The sequence below is a fragment of the Variovorax gossypii genome (genome assembly GCF_003965815.1).
Lineage (GTDB): Bacteria > Pseudomonadota > Gammaproteobacteria > Burkholderiales > Burkholderiaceae_C > Variovorax > Variovorax gossypii.
Window position 1 is genome coordinate 75673 of the sequence record NZ_RXOE01000009.1, and the last position, 12583, is coordinate 88255.

The 12583-nt window shown below is 68.9% G+C and carries 15 protein-coding genes; 14 read left to right on the plus strand and 1 reads right to left on the minus strand.

The genetic code is table 11. The annotated features are described in order from the left end of the window. The first annotated feature begins 25 nt into the window (after positions 1-25). The 11 genes from EJP69_RS25540 (at position 26) to EJP69_RS25590 (ending at position 8949) form a co-directional block, all read left to right on the plus strand. Positions 26-544 (plus strand): ester cyclase, encoded by a 519-nt coding sequence (locus EJP69_RS25540; RefSeq protein WP_125951135.1) that lies wholly within the window; start codon positions 26-28, stop codon positions 542-544. Then, positions 541-1314: an SDR family NAD(P)-dependent oxidoreductase gene (locus EJP69_RS25545; RefSeq protein ID WP_126473066.1), complete on the plus strand. Its 774-nt coding sequence runs from the start codon at positions 541-543 to the stop codon at positions 1312-1314. The genes EJP69_RS25540 and EJP69_RS25545 overlap by 4 nt, the downstream gene beginning before the upstream one ends. 52 nt (positions 1315-1366) lie before the next feature. Next, positions 1367-2440, plus strand: coding sequence for an MBL fold metallo-hydrolase (locus EJP69_RS25550; RefSeq protein ID WP_126473068.1), 1074 nt, complete (start codon positions 1367-1369; stop codon positions 2438-2440). Positions 2441-2471: 31 nt separating this feature from the next. Next, on the plus strand, positions 2472-3821 hold the full coding sequence (locus tag EJP69_RS25555; protein ID WP_126473069.1) for an MFS transporter: 1350 nt from the start codon (positions 2472-2474) through the stop codon (positions 3819-3821). Between the two features lie 100 nt (positions 3822-3921). After that, positions 3922-4704 (plus strand): GntR family transcriptional regulator, encoded by a 783-nt coding sequence (locus tag EJP69_RS25560; RefSeq protein WP_093199547.1) that lies wholly within the window; start codon positions 3922-3924, stop codon positions 4702-4704. Continuing rightward, positions 4701-5501 carry a transporter substrate-binding domain-containing protein gene (locus tag EJP69_RS25565; RefSeq protein ID WP_126473071.1) on the plus strand — a complete coding sequence of 267 codons (801 nt, stop codon included), beginning with the start codon at positions 4701-4703 and terminating at the stop codon, positions 5499-5501. Before EJP69_RS25560 ends, EJP69_RS25565 begins: the two co-directional genes overlap by 4 nt. 114 nt (positions 5502-5615) lie before the next feature. Then, positions 5616-6278, plus strand: a complete 663-nt coding sequence (locus EJP69_RS25570; RefSeq protein WP_093300901.1) for an amino acid ABC transporter permease — start codon at positions 5616-5618, stop codon at positions 6276-6278. A gap of 30 nt (positions 6279-6308) precedes the next feature. Continuing rightward, positions 6309-6962 carry an amino acid ABC transporter permease gene (locus EJP69_RS25575; protein ID WP_093199540.1) on the plus strand — a complete coding sequence of 218 codons (654 nt, stop codon included), beginning with the start codon at positions 6309-6311 and terminating at the stop codon, positions 6960-6962. Next, positions 6946-7728 carry an amino acid ABC transporter ATP-binding protein gene (locus EJP69_RS25580; RefSeq protein ID WP_093300904.1) on the plus strand — a complete coding sequence of 261 codons (783 nt, stop codon included), beginning with the start codon at positions 6946-6948 and terminating at the stop codon, positions 7726-7728. The genes EJP69_RS25575 and EJP69_RS25580 overlap by 17 nt, the downstream gene beginning before the upstream one ends. A gap of 224 nt (positions 7729-7952) precedes the next feature. After that, positions 7953-8414 (plus strand): P-loop nucleotide/nucleoside kinase family protein, encoded by a 462-nt coding sequence (locus EJP69_RS25585; protein ID WP_093199536.1) that lies wholly within the window; start codon positions 7953-7955, stop codon positions 8412-8414. 28 nt (positions 8415-8442) lie between these two features. Continuing rightward, positions 8443-8949, plus strand: coding sequence for a GNAT family N-acetyltransferase (locus EJP69_RS25590; protein ID WP_093199673.1), 507 nt, complete (start codon positions 8443-8445; stop codon positions 8947-8949). Here EJP69_RS25590 and EJP69_RS25595 read toward each other — a convergent pair. Beyond that, on the minus strand, positions 8922-10478 hold the full coding sequence (locus EJP69_RS25595) for an ArnT family glycosyltransferase (protein WP_170217230.1): 1557 nt from the start codon (positions 10476-10478) through the stop codon (positions 8922-8924). The two genes, EJP69_RS25590 and EJP69_RS25595, sit on opposite strands and share 28 nt — an antisense overlap. 247 nt (positions 10479-10725) lie before the next feature. Between EJP69_RS25595 and EJP69_RS25600 the strand changes: the two genes are divergently transcribed. From EJP69_RS25600 to EJP69_RS25610, 3 genes are read left to right on the plus strand one after another with little or no spacing between them, the layout of a single operon-like run. Beyond that, the gene (locus EJP69_RS25600) at positions 10726-11307 is read left to right on the plus strand and encodes a DUF1439 domain-containing protein (RefSeq protein WP_126473075.1); all 582 of its coding nucleotides are present in this window, start codon (positions 10726-10728) and stop codon (positions 11305-11307) included. Continuing rightward, positions 11304-12302 carry a glycerophosphodiester phosphodiesterase gene (locus EJP69_RS25605; protein WP_093199528.1) on the plus strand — a complete coding sequence of 333 codons (999 nt, stop codon included), beginning with the start codon at positions 11304-11306 and terminating at the stop codon, positions 12300-12302. The genes EJP69_RS25600 and EJP69_RS25605 overlap by 4 nt, the downstream gene beginning before the upstream one ends. Then, on the plus strand, positions 12299-12574 hold the full coding sequence (locus tag EJP69_RS25610; RefSeq protein WP_126473077.1) for a hypothetical protein: 276 nt from the start codon (positions 12299-12301) through the stop codon (positions 12572-12574). The genes EJP69_RS25605 and EJP69_RS25610 overlap by 4 nt, the downstream gene beginning before the upstream one ends. The last annotated feature ends 9 nt before the right edge of the window (positions 12575-12583 follow it).

Below are 12583 nucleotides of genomic sequence, written 5' to 3' on the forward strand. Positions count from 1 at the left end.
ATCCTGTCACATGGAGCACACCCCGATGAGCAACGACAACACCCCACGCACCGAACTCCAGGCCCGCCGCGAGCGCCTCGTGCTCGACCACTTCGCCGACGAGACCCGGCAGGACTTCGACGCGGTGCTCGGCACCTTCCCGCATCCGCACTACGAGCTGATTCCCAGCGGCGAGGTGCACGACGGCATGGCCGAGGTGCGCCAGTACTACATCGACACGCGCCGCGCATTCCCGGACCAACGCCACGAGATCATCCAGCTGCGCCACGCCGACGACTCGGTGGTGGTCGAGTTCTGGCTGCTGGGCACGCACAAGGGTCCGTTGAAGGGCCTGCCGCCGACGGGCAACAGCTTCCGCTGCCGCATGAACGCCTTCTTCATCTTCGAGGGCGACCGGCTGGTGTGCGAGCGCGTGTACTTCGACACGCTGACGATGCTTCGGCAACTGCTGGCGGGCGTGCCCGCGGAGCACGTCGCCGCGCTGGTCGGCGGGCTGCTGGGCCAGCCGGCCGCGGCTCGCGCACCCGAGACGGCTGCAGCATGAGCGCGCTGCGCGGCGACGCGCTCGCGGGTCGGCATGCCGTCGTGACCGGAGGCGCACGCGGCATCGGGCTGGCGATCGCTCGGCGATACCTCGCGGCCGGCGCGAGCGTCGCGCTGTGGGATCTCGATGCTTCGGCGCTCGCCGATGCCCTGGAAACGCTCGCGCCGCTCGGCACCGCCACATCGGCAGTCGTCGACGTGCGCGACGAAGACCAGATCGCCCGCGCGGCCGCGCAGTCGCAGGAACGCTTCGGCGGCATCGACATCCTCGTCAACAACGCCGGCGTGCTCGGCCCGACCGTGCCGGCCTGGGAGCACACGCCCGCGCAGTGGCGCAGCGTGCTCGACATCAACCTCACGGGCGCATGGCTGTGCTGCCGCGCGATCGTGCCGGCGATGCTCGCCCGGCGGCGGGGCCGCATCGTGAACATCGCCTCGGTTGCCGGCAAGGAGGGCAACGGCTTCAACGCCGCGTACTCCGCCTCGAAGGCCGGGCTCATCGCGCTCACCAAGTCGCTGGGCAAGGAGCTGGCCTCGTCGGGCGTGCTGGTGAACTGCATCACGCCCTCGGCCGCCGACACCGAGGTGTTCGCGGCCGTCCCGGCCGAACACCGCGAACAGCTGCGCACCGCCCTGCTCTCGCGCGTGCCGATGGGGCGCTTCGTCGAGGTCGACGAGGTGGCGGCCATGGCCGCCTGGCTCGCGTCGGACGACTGCTCGTTCAGCACCGGCGCGGTGTTCGACATCTCGGGCGGACGCTCGATGTACTGAGTGCGCCCCATCCATTTCGCTTCGCTTCCTTCGGGCTGACAAGGAGACCCACATGATCCGAGACCCAGAACCCTCCGGGCTCGCGCAGCTGGCGGATTTCGACGGCGCGCGCGACGCCGCCATGCCGCAGGACCGCCTGCGCGCCATCCGCCGCGCCGCCGAGGGCCTGCGCGAGCGCCTGCTCGACGCGCCGCCGGTGCGCTTCGCGCGCAGCTTCAACCTGCTGCGCATTCCGTACCCCGCGTGGTTCGCCTTCACCGGCGTGTACTCGCAGCAGTTGCTCAAGCCGCACATGGTGCATCTGCTGGCGCGCACCGTGCTGATCCAGTACGACGACTTCGAGGGCCGGCTGCGCACGCTGCTGTTCACGCCGGCCGACTTCGAGGCCGGCAACGAGACGCCCTACTTCAAGCGACTGGCCGAGCAGACGCCGAAGTTCCTGCACAAGGCGATCGCGCCGGTCTACCAGACCGTGCCGCAGGCGCTGGCGAGCTGCGGCATCTCGCCGGAGCAGATCGACTACATCACCTACGACCACCTGCACACGCAGGACCTGCGCCGCTGGCTGGGCGGAGCCGGCACACCCGGCCTGCTGCCGAACGCGAGGCTGCTGGTGCACCGCCAGGAACTCGCCAGCGTGCAGGGCCTGCTGCCGGTGCAGGCCGAGTGGTACTGCCCGCACGGCCTCGACGGCATTCCGGCCGAACGCATCGTGCCCTTCGACGGCAGCATCCAACTCGGCCGCGGGCTGGCGCTGGTGCACACGCCGGGCCACACCGAGGGCAACCACTCGCTGGTCCACCGCAGCGGCGACGGCCTGCGGGTGAGCAGCGAGAACGGCGTGTCGGCCGACAGCTGGGCGCCGCTGCAGTCGCGACACAACGGCATCCGCCGCTATGCGAAGGCCACCGGCGCGGAAGTGATCCTCAACGGCAACACGCAGGAAAGCAGCAACGACCAGTACCTGTCGATGGTGCTGGAGAAGACGCTCGCCGGCATCTCGGCCGCGCACGGCTTCAGCAACGTGGTGCCCTCGGCCGAATGCACGCCGCACTGGCTGTTTCCGGGCGCGCCCACCAGCCACCTGTGGGGCGAGACCAGCCACGGCACGCCCACCGTCGCCTGAGGCCGACCGGAAAAACGAAGGAGACAAATCGATGAACACCGCCGCCCTGGCCACCGCCGACTCGCGCTCGCCGGACATTTCGACCGATGCGAGCGCGCGCGACGACGCGGCCCTCTTCCGCAAGATCACCTGGCGCCTGATGCCGCTGCTGTGCGCCTGCTACGTGCTGAACTACCTGGACCGCACCAACGTAGGCTACGCCCAGCTGCAGATGAAGGACCAGCTGGGCTTCAGCGACGCCGTGTTCGGCCTGGGCGCGGGCATCTTCTTCATCGGCTACGCGGTGTTCGAGATTCCGAGCAACCTGATGCTCGCGAAGATCGGCGTGCGCGCGACTCTCCTGCGCATCATGGGCCTGTGGGGGCTGGCGTCGGCCGCGATGATGTTCGCGACCACGCCCACGCAGTTCTACGTGCTGCGCTTTCTCATCGGCGTGTTCGAGGCCGGCTTCGCGCCGGGCGTGCTGTTCTACCTGACGCTGTGGTTTCCCTCGCACCGCCGCGCGCAGGCCACGGCGCTCTTCTTCATGGCCTTCGGCGCGGCGCCCATCGTGGCCGGGCCGATCGCCGGGCTCACGATGACGTATCTCGACGGCGTGCTGTCGCTGCGGGGCTGGCAGTGGCTGTTCCTTCTCGAAGGGCTGCCGAGCGTGCTGCTGGGCGTGGCGGCCTTCTGCTGGCTGTCGAACAGTCCTTCGCAGGCGGCCTGGCTGTCGGCGGCCGAGAAACAGCGCGTGGCCCGTCTGCTCGCCGAGGATCAGGCCGCGCACGGCGCCGCCGGGCGCCATACCTTCGGCGCGGCGATGCGCGACGGCCGGGTCTGGCTGATCGGATTCATGTCCTTCCTGATCATCCTGGGCATCTACGCGCTGTCGTTCTGGCAGCCCACGATCCTCAAGTCGATGGGGCTGAGCGTGCTGCAGATCGGCTTCTACTCGGTGATTCCGGCGCTGGCGGGCATCGCGGCCAACATCGTCGTGGGCCGGCATTCGGACCGGCGCAAGGAGCGCCGCTGGCACTTCGCGCTGAGTGCCGTCGTCGGAGCCGCCGGGCTGGCGCTGACCACGCTCTTCATGCACAACGCCGTCGCTGCCGTGCTGTGCCTGTCGCTGGCGGCCATGGGCATCTCGGCGGCATTCACCGTGCTGTGGGCGGTTCCGGGCAACTTCATGTCGAAGAGCGCCGCGGCGGCGGGCATCGCGCTCATCAGCACCATCGGGGGCAGCGCCGGGCTGGTGGCGCCGATGATGGTCGGCTGGCTCAAGACGCTGACGGGCAGCTTCACCCCCAGTCTCTACGTGCTGAGCGGAGCGCTGGTGCTGTCGGCATTGCTCATGCTTGCAGCGCTGCCGGCCAGCGCGCTGGGCCGCGCTCGGCACTGAACCGGCGCACGCCGCGAGGGCCCCGCACCGGGGCCGTGCTCCATTCAGGTGCGCAAATCTTGCATACCAGTTGGCACAGAAGCTGCTGGTATGCAGGCATATGGCCATTTCCGCATCCGAAATCAGTGCACGCATCGTCGAGGCGGTGATGGCACAGAAGCTCGCGCCGGGTTCGCGCCTGGGCGAGCAACAGCTGGCGATGCTGTTCGACTGCAGCCGCACCATCGTGCGCGAGGCCCTCACCCGGCTGGCGGCGCGCGGCATCGTCACGGTGAGCGCGCGGCGCGGCTGGTTCGTCATCGAGCCCTCGCAGGACGAGGCACGCGAGGCCTTCGAGGCGCGGCGCGTCATCGAACTCGGCCTCATCCGCAGCGCAGGCACCGCCGGCAAGATCGAAAAGACCGCCCTGCGCCAGCTGAAAGCGCACCTGCAGCGTGAAAAGGCCGCACTGAAAGAGAGCGACGTCGGCAACCGCAGCTTCCTGCTGGGCGACTTCCACGTGTGCCTGGCCGAGTGCCTGGGCAACACACTGCTGGCCGACACGCTGCGCGACTACACGGCCCGCACCACGCTGATCGCCATGCTCTACCAGTCTACGCACGATGCGGTGCAGTCCTGCGAAGACCACGTGCAGATCGTCGCGGCGCTGGAGCGCGGCGACCACGCCGCCGCCGAGGCGCTGATGGCCGAGCACATCGGCACGGTGCAGTCCGCCCTTCGCGTGCAGGCCCCCACCGATCCGCTGGCCCAGCTGCGCGACGCGCTGGCGCCGCTGCAGAACACGGCCGCGCCCACTGCGCCCGCCACGCCCAAGGGCAAGCGCCGCAAGCCCGGCGCGTCCCCCGATTCCGATTCTTCGACTTACCTAGGAGCCCTGCTATGACCTTCTCTGCTTCCAAACGCCGCGTCGCCCTGGCGCTCGCTTCCGCCGCCATGCTGGCCTCGGCCGGCGCCGCGCACGCCCAGAACGCGCTGGACAACGTGCTCAAGGCCAAGACCATCAAGATCGCCGTGCCCACCGACTACCCGCCCTACGGCTCGGTCGACAAGAACATGAAGCCGCAGGGCCTCGACGTGGAGATGGCCGAGCTCATCGGCGCCAAGCTCGGCGTGAAGGTCGAGCTGGTGCCCGTGACCAGCGCCAACCGCATCCCGTACCTGCAGACGAAGAAGGCCGACCTCGTGATCTCCACGCTGGGCAAGAACGCGGAGCGCGAGAAGGTGATCGACTTCTCGTCGGCCTACGCCCCCTTCTTCCAGGCCGTGTACGCCGCCAAGAGCATGAAGCTCACCAGCTTCGCCGACATGGCCGGCAAGACCGTCGCCGTGACGCGCGGCGCGATGGAAGACCAGGAGCTGAACAAGGTGGCGCCGCCGAACGTCGACTACCGCCGCTTCGAGGACAACAACGCGACCATCGCCGCTTTCGTGGCCGGCCAGACGCAGACCATCGCGACCAGCGCCGCGGTCGCCGGCGACATGCTCGCCAAGAACCCGAAGGTGAGCGCCGAGTTCAAGCTGCTGCTGAAGGACAGCCCCTGCTTCGTGGGCATCGCCAAGGGCGAGACCGCGCTGAAGACCAAGGTCAACGAGATCATCGCGGCGGCCAAGAAGGACGGCACGCTCGACGCCATGTCCAAGAAGTGGCTCGGCAAGGCCGCCGGCGACCTTCCCGTCTGAACGGGCACTCCCCCATGCTTCGCGCACTTCGTGTCGCTGCGCCCCCCCTCGCCGGGGGCAACGCCCGCGGCCCGGCGAAGCCGGTTCCGCGGCGTTCCACGAACAGACTGACCTATGAACATCGAGTTTGATTTCGGTGCGGTGCTCTCCGAGTGGCCGCTGCTGCTTCGTGGCGTGGCGTGGACCGTCGGCCTGACCGCCATCGGCACCGTGCTGGGCATGATCGTGGGCACCTTCTGCGCGTGGGCGCGTGCCGACGGCCCCGGGTGGCTGCGCGCCGTCGTGGGCACGTACGTGGAGCTGATCCGCAACACGCCCTTCATCGTGCAGCTGTTCTTCATCTTCTTCGGACTGCCGGCGGCGGGCGTCAAGCTCACGCCGGAGGTCGCCTCGGTGATCGCGATGGTGCTGAACCTGGGGGCCTACTCCACCGAGATCATCCGCGCCGGCATCGAGGCCACGCCCAAGGGGCAGATCGAGGCGGCCGTGAGCCTGGCGCTGAGCCGCTCGCAGGTGTTCCTGCGCGTGGTGCTGCCGCCGGCGCTGAAGAAGGTGTGGCCCGCGATGGTGAGCCAGATCGTCATCGTGATGCTGGGCTCGGCGGTGTGCGGCCAGATCTCCACCGAGGAGCTGAGCTACGCGGCCAACCTGATCCAGAGCCGAAACTTCCGCGCCTTCGAGGCCTTCATCGTCGCCACGCTGGTCTACCTGGCGCTGTCTGTGGCGCTGCGGCGGCTGCTCGACTGGGCGGGGCCGAAGTTCTTCTTCGGCCGCTGAGCGGACACGGCAAGAAAGCCCCTTTTCATCATGGCTGACTTCTCTCTCTGGGACATCCTGCGCAACCTGCTGCTGGCGCTGCGCTGGACCGTCGTTCTCTCGCTCATCGCCTTCATCGGCGGCGGCATCGTGGGCGCGCTGCTGCTCTTCCTGCGGCTGCGCGGCGGCAAGGCGATCGGCAAGGTCGTGGGCCTGTACGTGCAGCTCTTCCAGGGCACGCCGCTGCTGATGCAGCTGTTCCTGGCCTACTTCGGCATCGCACTCTTCGGCATCGACGTGTCGGCGTGGACCGCCGCCAGCGTGGCGCTCACGCTCTACACCAGCGCCTTCCTCACCGAGATCTGGCGCGGCTGCGTGGCCTCCATACCGAAGGGACAGTGGGAGGCCTCGGGCAGCCTCGCGCTGAGCTTCGGCGAGCAGCTTCGCCACGTGATCCTGCCGCAGGCCGTGAAGATCGCCATCGCGCCCACCGTGGGCTTCCTGGTGCAGGTCATCAAGGGCACGGCGCTCGCGTCGGTGATCGGCTTCGTCGAACTCACCAAGGCCGGCAGCATGATTTCGAACGCCACCTTCAAGCCTTTCGTGGTGTTCAGCTGCGTGGCCCTGCTTTATTTCGTGCTGTGCTTTCCCGTGAGCCTGTACGCCAAGAACCTCGAGAGGAAATCCCATGGCCGCCGTGCTTGAACCGCAACAACAACCCGCCACCTCGGTGGGCTCGCCCATCGTGCGCATCACGGCGCTGCGCAAGTCGTACGGCACCAACGAGGTGCTCAAGGGCATCGACCTCGACGTGAAGCGCGGCGAGGTGATCGCCATCATCGGCAAGAGCGGCTCGGGCAAGAGCACGCTGCTTCGCTGCATCAACGGCCTGGAGGTCTTCCAGGAAGGCTCGCTCACGGTGGACGGCAAGCCGCTGCTGCACGAGAGCGCCATGGCCATGCGCGAGCTGCGCCAGCGCGTGGGCATGATCTTCCAGAGCTTCAACCTGTTCCCGCACCTCACGGTCGGCAGGAACGTGATGCTCGCGCCCACGCTGGTGAAGAAGCGCAGCAGCCTCGAAGCCGCCTCGCAGGCGCGCAAGCTGCTCGCGCGCGTGGGCCTGGCCGAGAAGTTCGACGCCATGCCCGACCAGCTCTCCGGCGGCCAGCAGCAGCGCGTGGCCATCGCCCGCGCGCTGGCGATGGAGCCGGCCGTGCTGCTGTGCGACGAGATCACGTCCGCGCTCGACCCCGAGCTGGTGGGCGAGGTGCTGCGCGTGGTGGAGTCGCTGGCCGACGAGGGCATGACGCTGCTGATGGTCACGCACGAGATGAGCTTCGCGCGCAAGGTCAGCGACCGCGTGATCTTCATGCACCAGGGCCGCGTGCACGAGATGGGACCGCCGGCGGAGCTGTTCGGCAATCCGCAGACGGCGGAGCTGAAGCAGTTCCTGTCGTCCCTGCACGACTGACGACCGCGCAGGCCGGCGTGGGCTATCCTCCTCCCGTGGCCTGCCTGTACATCGCGCCGATCATTCGCATCATCCCGAGAAGGATGGTGGGTTAGCGCGCAGCTTCACAGGCACATTCCACGCGACCCGCCCCAGGAGGCGGGTTTTTCGTTTCCCGGGGTGCTCTTCAAGACCCGTCCAGCAGGAGAAACGAATTGACCGCCACATCCACCCCCGTGCTTCACATGGTCTGCGGCAAGATCGGCGCCGGCAAGTCGACGCTCACGAAGCAGCTCGCAACGGCGCCGGGCACGGTGCTGATCAGCGAGGACGCATGGCTCGCGGCGCTCTACCCGGGCGAGATCCGCGAACTGCCCGACTACGTGCGCTGCGCGGGCCGACTGAAGCAGGTCATGGCGCCCCACGTGGCCGGTCTGCTCCAGGCCGGCGTGTCGGTGGTGCTCGACTTTCCCGCCAACACGGTGGCCAGCCGCCAGTGGATGCGCGGCATCTTCGAGGCGACCGGCGCGGCGCACGCGCTGCACTTCCTCGACGTGCCCGACGCGGTCTGCAAGGAGCGCCTGCGCGCGCGCAACGCGAGCGGCACCCATCCCTTCGAGACGACGGACGAGCAGTTCGAGCTGATCACGAGCCACTTCGCCGCGCCGTCGCCGCAGGAAGGCTTCGACGTCGTGAGGCATGCCTGACGCCCAGGGCCGCTATGCTCCGTGCCCCATGCAGATCGAACAAGCCAGGCCCACCGAAGCCGCCACCGTCGCGGCCGTGTTGAACGAAGCCGCGCAATGGATCGCCGCCGAGGGCCGGCCGCTGTGGTCGGCGGCGGACGTCGCCCTCGAACGCATCCAGCGCGACACCGATGCCGGCAGCTACTTCATCGCTCGCAGCAACGGCGACGTGGCCGGCGTCATGCGGCTCGACCTCGAAGATCCGCACTTCTGGCCCGAGATCGAGGCCGGCACATCGCTGTACGTGCACAAGCTCGCGGTGCGACGCGCAGCCGCGGGGCAAGGCGTGCCCCTGCAGCTGCTGGCCTTCGCGCGCGAACGCGCCCGCGGCATCGGCCGGCCCTTCCTGCGGCTGGACTGCGTGGCCGACCGGGCGCCGCTGCGCTCGCTGTACGAGCGCTTCGGCTTCTCGCTGCACAGCGTGATCCGCAAGGGCGAATCGTCCTTCGCCCGCTACGAACTCGCGGTTCAGTCGCCCGACAGCTCGTCTTCCTGAGCCGAGGGGGCGGGCTCCGGTAACTGCACGCTCCACCACAGCTTGCCCGTCACCCAGTGCCGCTCCAGGCCGGGCGGCGGCGCGGAGTTCTCGTCGCCCACCCACAGCACGCCGTGCCGGCGGATCTGCGCGACGCTCAGCCATGGGCTGGCCGTCATGTCGCCGTCGAGCAGGACCAGCGGCCGCTCGGGCATGCGCAGCGCGAAGGCGCTCGCGATCCGGGCGGAGCCGGCGACGATCCTGACCGGACCGCCGAGCACGGTACGAGCCGGCGGCCCGATCCGCGCGGCGAAGTGCTCCGAACGAAACCCGGCGGACCTGCTCTTCGACAGGCCCAGGCCGCTCATCGGCGACATCACCCAGGTCATGGCGAACAGCAGTATCTGGACCGCGAGGAAGCCGGTCACGGCGTCGCGCCGTTCGATGCGGTGCCACCGGCCCTCGGGGAGAAAGAGCATCAGCGCCGCGCAGGTGAAGGACATGAAGGCGGTCCCCCACTGGAACTGGAGGTCGGCGCCGGTGACGAGGCCGATCAGCACGATGGTCAGCAGCGGCAGCAGCCCCCAGATGAGGAGGAAGACGCGGGCGTCCGGGGCAACGGCGGGAACCGGGTCGGGCGAAGCGGGCACGGTTTCGCGCCTCGTCTTCCACAGCAGGCCGGCCGCCAGCAGCAGCGCCGGACTCAGCCTGTTGCACTGGTCGGCAAGCCAGTGCACCGCATGGGCCGCGCGCTGCGCGCAGGCCATCGCGGCGCCCAGCGAGGTATGAGCCGCGTAGCGGAACGGAAGGAAGTCGTGCGCCACCAGCCACCAGAGATGGGGCGCGAAGACCACGGCCGCGACCAGCGCGGCGTTCAGCAGGCCGCGCAGGTGCAGCGGATCGCGCCAGCCACGCTGCGTGAGCCAGAAGACGATGACGCACAGGGCGGCCAGCACGACCTGGTACTTGGCCAGCGCGCCGAGCCCGAGCATCAGCCCCAGCGCGAGCCAGGCCCTCGGCGAGCGGTCCGCGAAGGCACGCCAGCAGAACCATGCGGCCGCCGCCACGAACAGGAGCAGCACCGTGTTGTGGTTGTAGAAGTTGGTGCGGCCGCTGTAGTAGGTGATGCTCAGCGAGCCGAGCATGGCCAGGGCCGCGAAATGCCTGCCGGCCAGCTCGCGCACCAGCCGCCATGAAATCAGCAGCGCCCCCGAGATGACCAGCGCGCCTGCGGCGCTGACCACCCATTCGTGAATGCCGAAGAGCTGGACCAGCGGCCAGATCATCATCGTGGGCAGCGGCGGATGCTTGTGGTAGCCCCACTCGATGGAGCGCACCCAGACGAGCTGCTCGACCGAGTCGGTGGGCGGCGACCAACTCAGGGCCATGAGGACCGAAACCCACGCGACCGCCCAGACCGCCATCCACGCCACCGCGTCGGGCAGATGGGCGTTCGCGGAACGACAAGGCGACGATGCCGGGGCGTCGCGGGTTTCCAGGCCGGTCGGGCGACCACCCGCATCCCCGGAGCTGTCGGGTTGAAGCAGCATGAAGAGCATCCGTGTGAGGAGGAAACGGGCAGGCGCCGAGGCTGCTCCGCCGCTCGCATGGGTTGGCATTTCCACCGCGCGGGAAACGCTGCCTGGTGCGCAGGCGGGAATATAGACACTATTTACTACGGCACTTTGCAATTCAGACAGAAAACTTTACGAACCGTTAAAAAACCGCGCCCATCCTCCCCCGCCTTCTTCACCGCGTCAGGGAAGCGGCACACGCCTGTGGCAAGCTCCGAGAAGCATGAACATTCGTAACCTGCATCCCACCTCCCGCCGCCGGCTCCTGCGCGCGCTGCTGGGCGCCGCAGCCCTGCAGGCGCCCTTCGCGGCACTGGCCGGCTTCAATTTCTTCACCAGCGAATACACGGCCAGCCGCGACGAGTTGCAGGCGCAGATCGCCAAGCGCTTCCCGGTGGCCGAGCGCTATGCCGAGATCTTCATGGTCGGCCTGCGCGACCCGCAGCTGGGCCTGGACGCGCAGGCCAACCGCGCGGCCATCACCGCCACCCTGACCATCGCGAGCCCCCTGCTGGCCGCCTCGCCGGTGCAGGGCGTGGTGTCGGTCAGCAGCGCGCTGAAGTACGACGCCAACGCGCGCGCCCTGCGGCTCGACCAGCCCAAGGCCGAGCGCCTCGAGCTGCAGGGCGTCGAGGGCCGCGACGCCGAGCGGCTGCAGAAGGTGGGCGCGGTGGTCGCCCAGGAACTGCTGCAGGGCCAGGTGCTGCGCAGCTTCACGGCCGACGAACTCACGGTCGGGCGCAAGACCTACGAGATCGGCGACATCACGGTGCAGGACAACGGGATCAAGGTGCAGCTCAAATGAAGACATCCGCCCTCCTCGCCGGCGCGCTCGTCCTGGCCGGTTGCGCCGCCATCGCGCCCACGGCCCGCCAGCACTTCGACCTCGAGGCCCATCGCGGTGGACGCGGGCTGGCGCCCGAGAACACGCTGGCCGCGTTCTCCAATGCCATCGACATGGGCGTGACCACGCTGGAACTCGACATCGGCCTCACCGCCGACGGCGTGGTCGTGATCTCGCACGACACATCGCTCAACCCCGACCACACGCGCGACGCGAGCGGTGCATGGCTGGCACCGAAGAGCGGCGCCCCGATCCGCTCGCTCACGCTGGCGCAGTTGCAGAGCTACGACGTGGGCCGCCTCGACCCGGCGAGCAACTACGGCAAGCAGTTCGCGCTGCAGATTCCGCGCGACGGCGAACGCATTCCCACGCTGGCCTCGCTCTTCGAGCAGGTGCAGGCGCGCGGCGCCGACGCGGCCACGGTGCGCTTCAACATCGAGACCAAGATCGATCCGTCGAAGCCCGACGAGACTGCCGCGCCCGAGCCGATGGTGCGCGCACTGCTCGCCGAGATCGACAAGGCGAAGATGGCCGACCGCGTGACCATCCAGAGCTTCGACTGGCGCACGCTGACGCTGGTCGGCAAGCTCGCGCCGCAGATGCCGCGCGCCTACCTCACGACGCCCCGCACGCTGAAGGACAAGCGCTGGACCGACGGCTTCGACCCGGCGAGCTTCGCCTCGGTGCCGCAGATGGTCAGGGCGGCGTCGGCCAACGCGCCGAGTCCGGTGATCTGGTCGCCGGCCTTCGCCGACCTGACGCCGGAAGTCATCAGGGAAGCGCAGAAGATCGGCATGAAGGTACTGCCCTGGACCGTGAACCAGCGCGCCGACATGCAGCGGCTGATGGACTGGGGCGCGGACGGGATCATCACCGACTACCCCGACATCCTGCGCGACCTGATGCGCGAGCGCGGGCTGTCGCTGCCGCCACCGGGAAAGAACAGCAAGTCATGAGCGCCGCACTGCAACTCGACGCCATCGCCGCGCGCATCGCGGCCCTGCGCGACGGCGGCGGATCGATCACCACGCTGTCGAACGAGGCCCGCGCCAGCACCGAGCTGCTGGGCGCCCTCCCCCCGCGCTACGGCGAGGTGCTGCTGAACCTGCTCGACCGGCTGGAGTCGGGCGCGCTCTTCAGCGAGGAAAGCTGCTCCTTCAGCCAGAAGGACCTGCTCGACAACCTGCAGGTGTGGGCGGACAAGGCCCGGAACCAGCTGGTGTCTTGAGGCACCGGT

Coding starts and splice junctions, on each gene's coding strand:
- EJP69_RS25590 (WP_093199673.1), top strand. CDS start 8,443: ATGCAGATCGAACAAGCCAGGCCCACCGAAGCCGCCACCGTCGCGGCC.
- EJP69_RS25605 (WP_093199528.1), top strand. CDS start 11,304: ATGAAGACATCCGCCCTCCTCGCCGGCGCGCTCGTCCTGGCCGGTTGC.
- EJP69_RS25585 (WP_093199536.1), top strand. CDS start 7,953: ATGGTCTGCGGCAAGATCGGCGCCGGCAAGTCGACGCTCACGAAGCAG.
- EJP69_RS25545 (WP_126473066.1), top strand. CDS start 541: ATGAGCGCGCTGCGCGGCGACGCGCTCGCGGGTCGGCATGCCGTCGTG.
- EJP69_RS25560 (WP_093199547.1), top strand. CDS start 3,922: ATGGCCATTTCCGCATCCGAAATCAGTGCACGCATCGTCGAGGCGGTG.
- EJP69_RS25550 (WP_126473068.1), top strand. CDS start 1,367: ATGATCCGAGACCCAGAACCCTCCGGGCTCGCGCAGCTGGCGGATTTC.
- EJP69_RS25570 (WP_093300901.1), top strand. CDS start 5,616: ATGAACATCGAGTTTGATTTCGGTGCGGTGCTCTCCGAGTGGCCGCTG.
- EJP69_RS25575 (WP_093199540.1), top strand. CDS start 6,309: ATGGCTGACTTCTCTCTCTGGGACATCCTGCGCAACCTGCTGCTGGCG.
- EJP69_RS25565 (WP_126473071.1), top strand. CDS start 4,701: ATGACCTTCTCTGCTTCCAAACGCCGCGTCGCCCTGGCGCTCGCTTCC.
- EJP69_RS25610 (WP_126473077.1), top strand. CDS start 12,299: ATGAGCGCCGCACTGCAACTCGACGCCATCGCCGCGCGCATCGCGGCC.
- EJP69_RS25600 (WP_126473075.1), top strand. CDS start 10,726: ATGAACATTCGTAACCTGCATCCCACCTCCCGCCGCCGGCTCCTGCGC.
- EJP69_RS25580 (WP_093300904.1), top strand. CDS start 6,946: ATGGCCGCCGTGCTTGAACCGCAACAACAACCCGCCACCTCGGTGGGC.
- EJP69_RS25595 (WP_170217230.1), bottom strand. CDS start 10,478: ATGCTGCTTCAACCCGACAGCTCCGGGGATGCGGGTGGTCGCCCGACC.
- EJP69_RS25540 (WP_125951135.1), top strand. CDS start 26: ATGAGCAACGACAACACCCCACGCACCGAACTCCAGGCCCGCCGCGAG.
- EJP69_RS25555 (WP_126473069.1), top strand. CDS start 2,472: ATGAACACCGCCGCCCTGGCCACCGCCGACTCGCGCTCGCCGGACATT.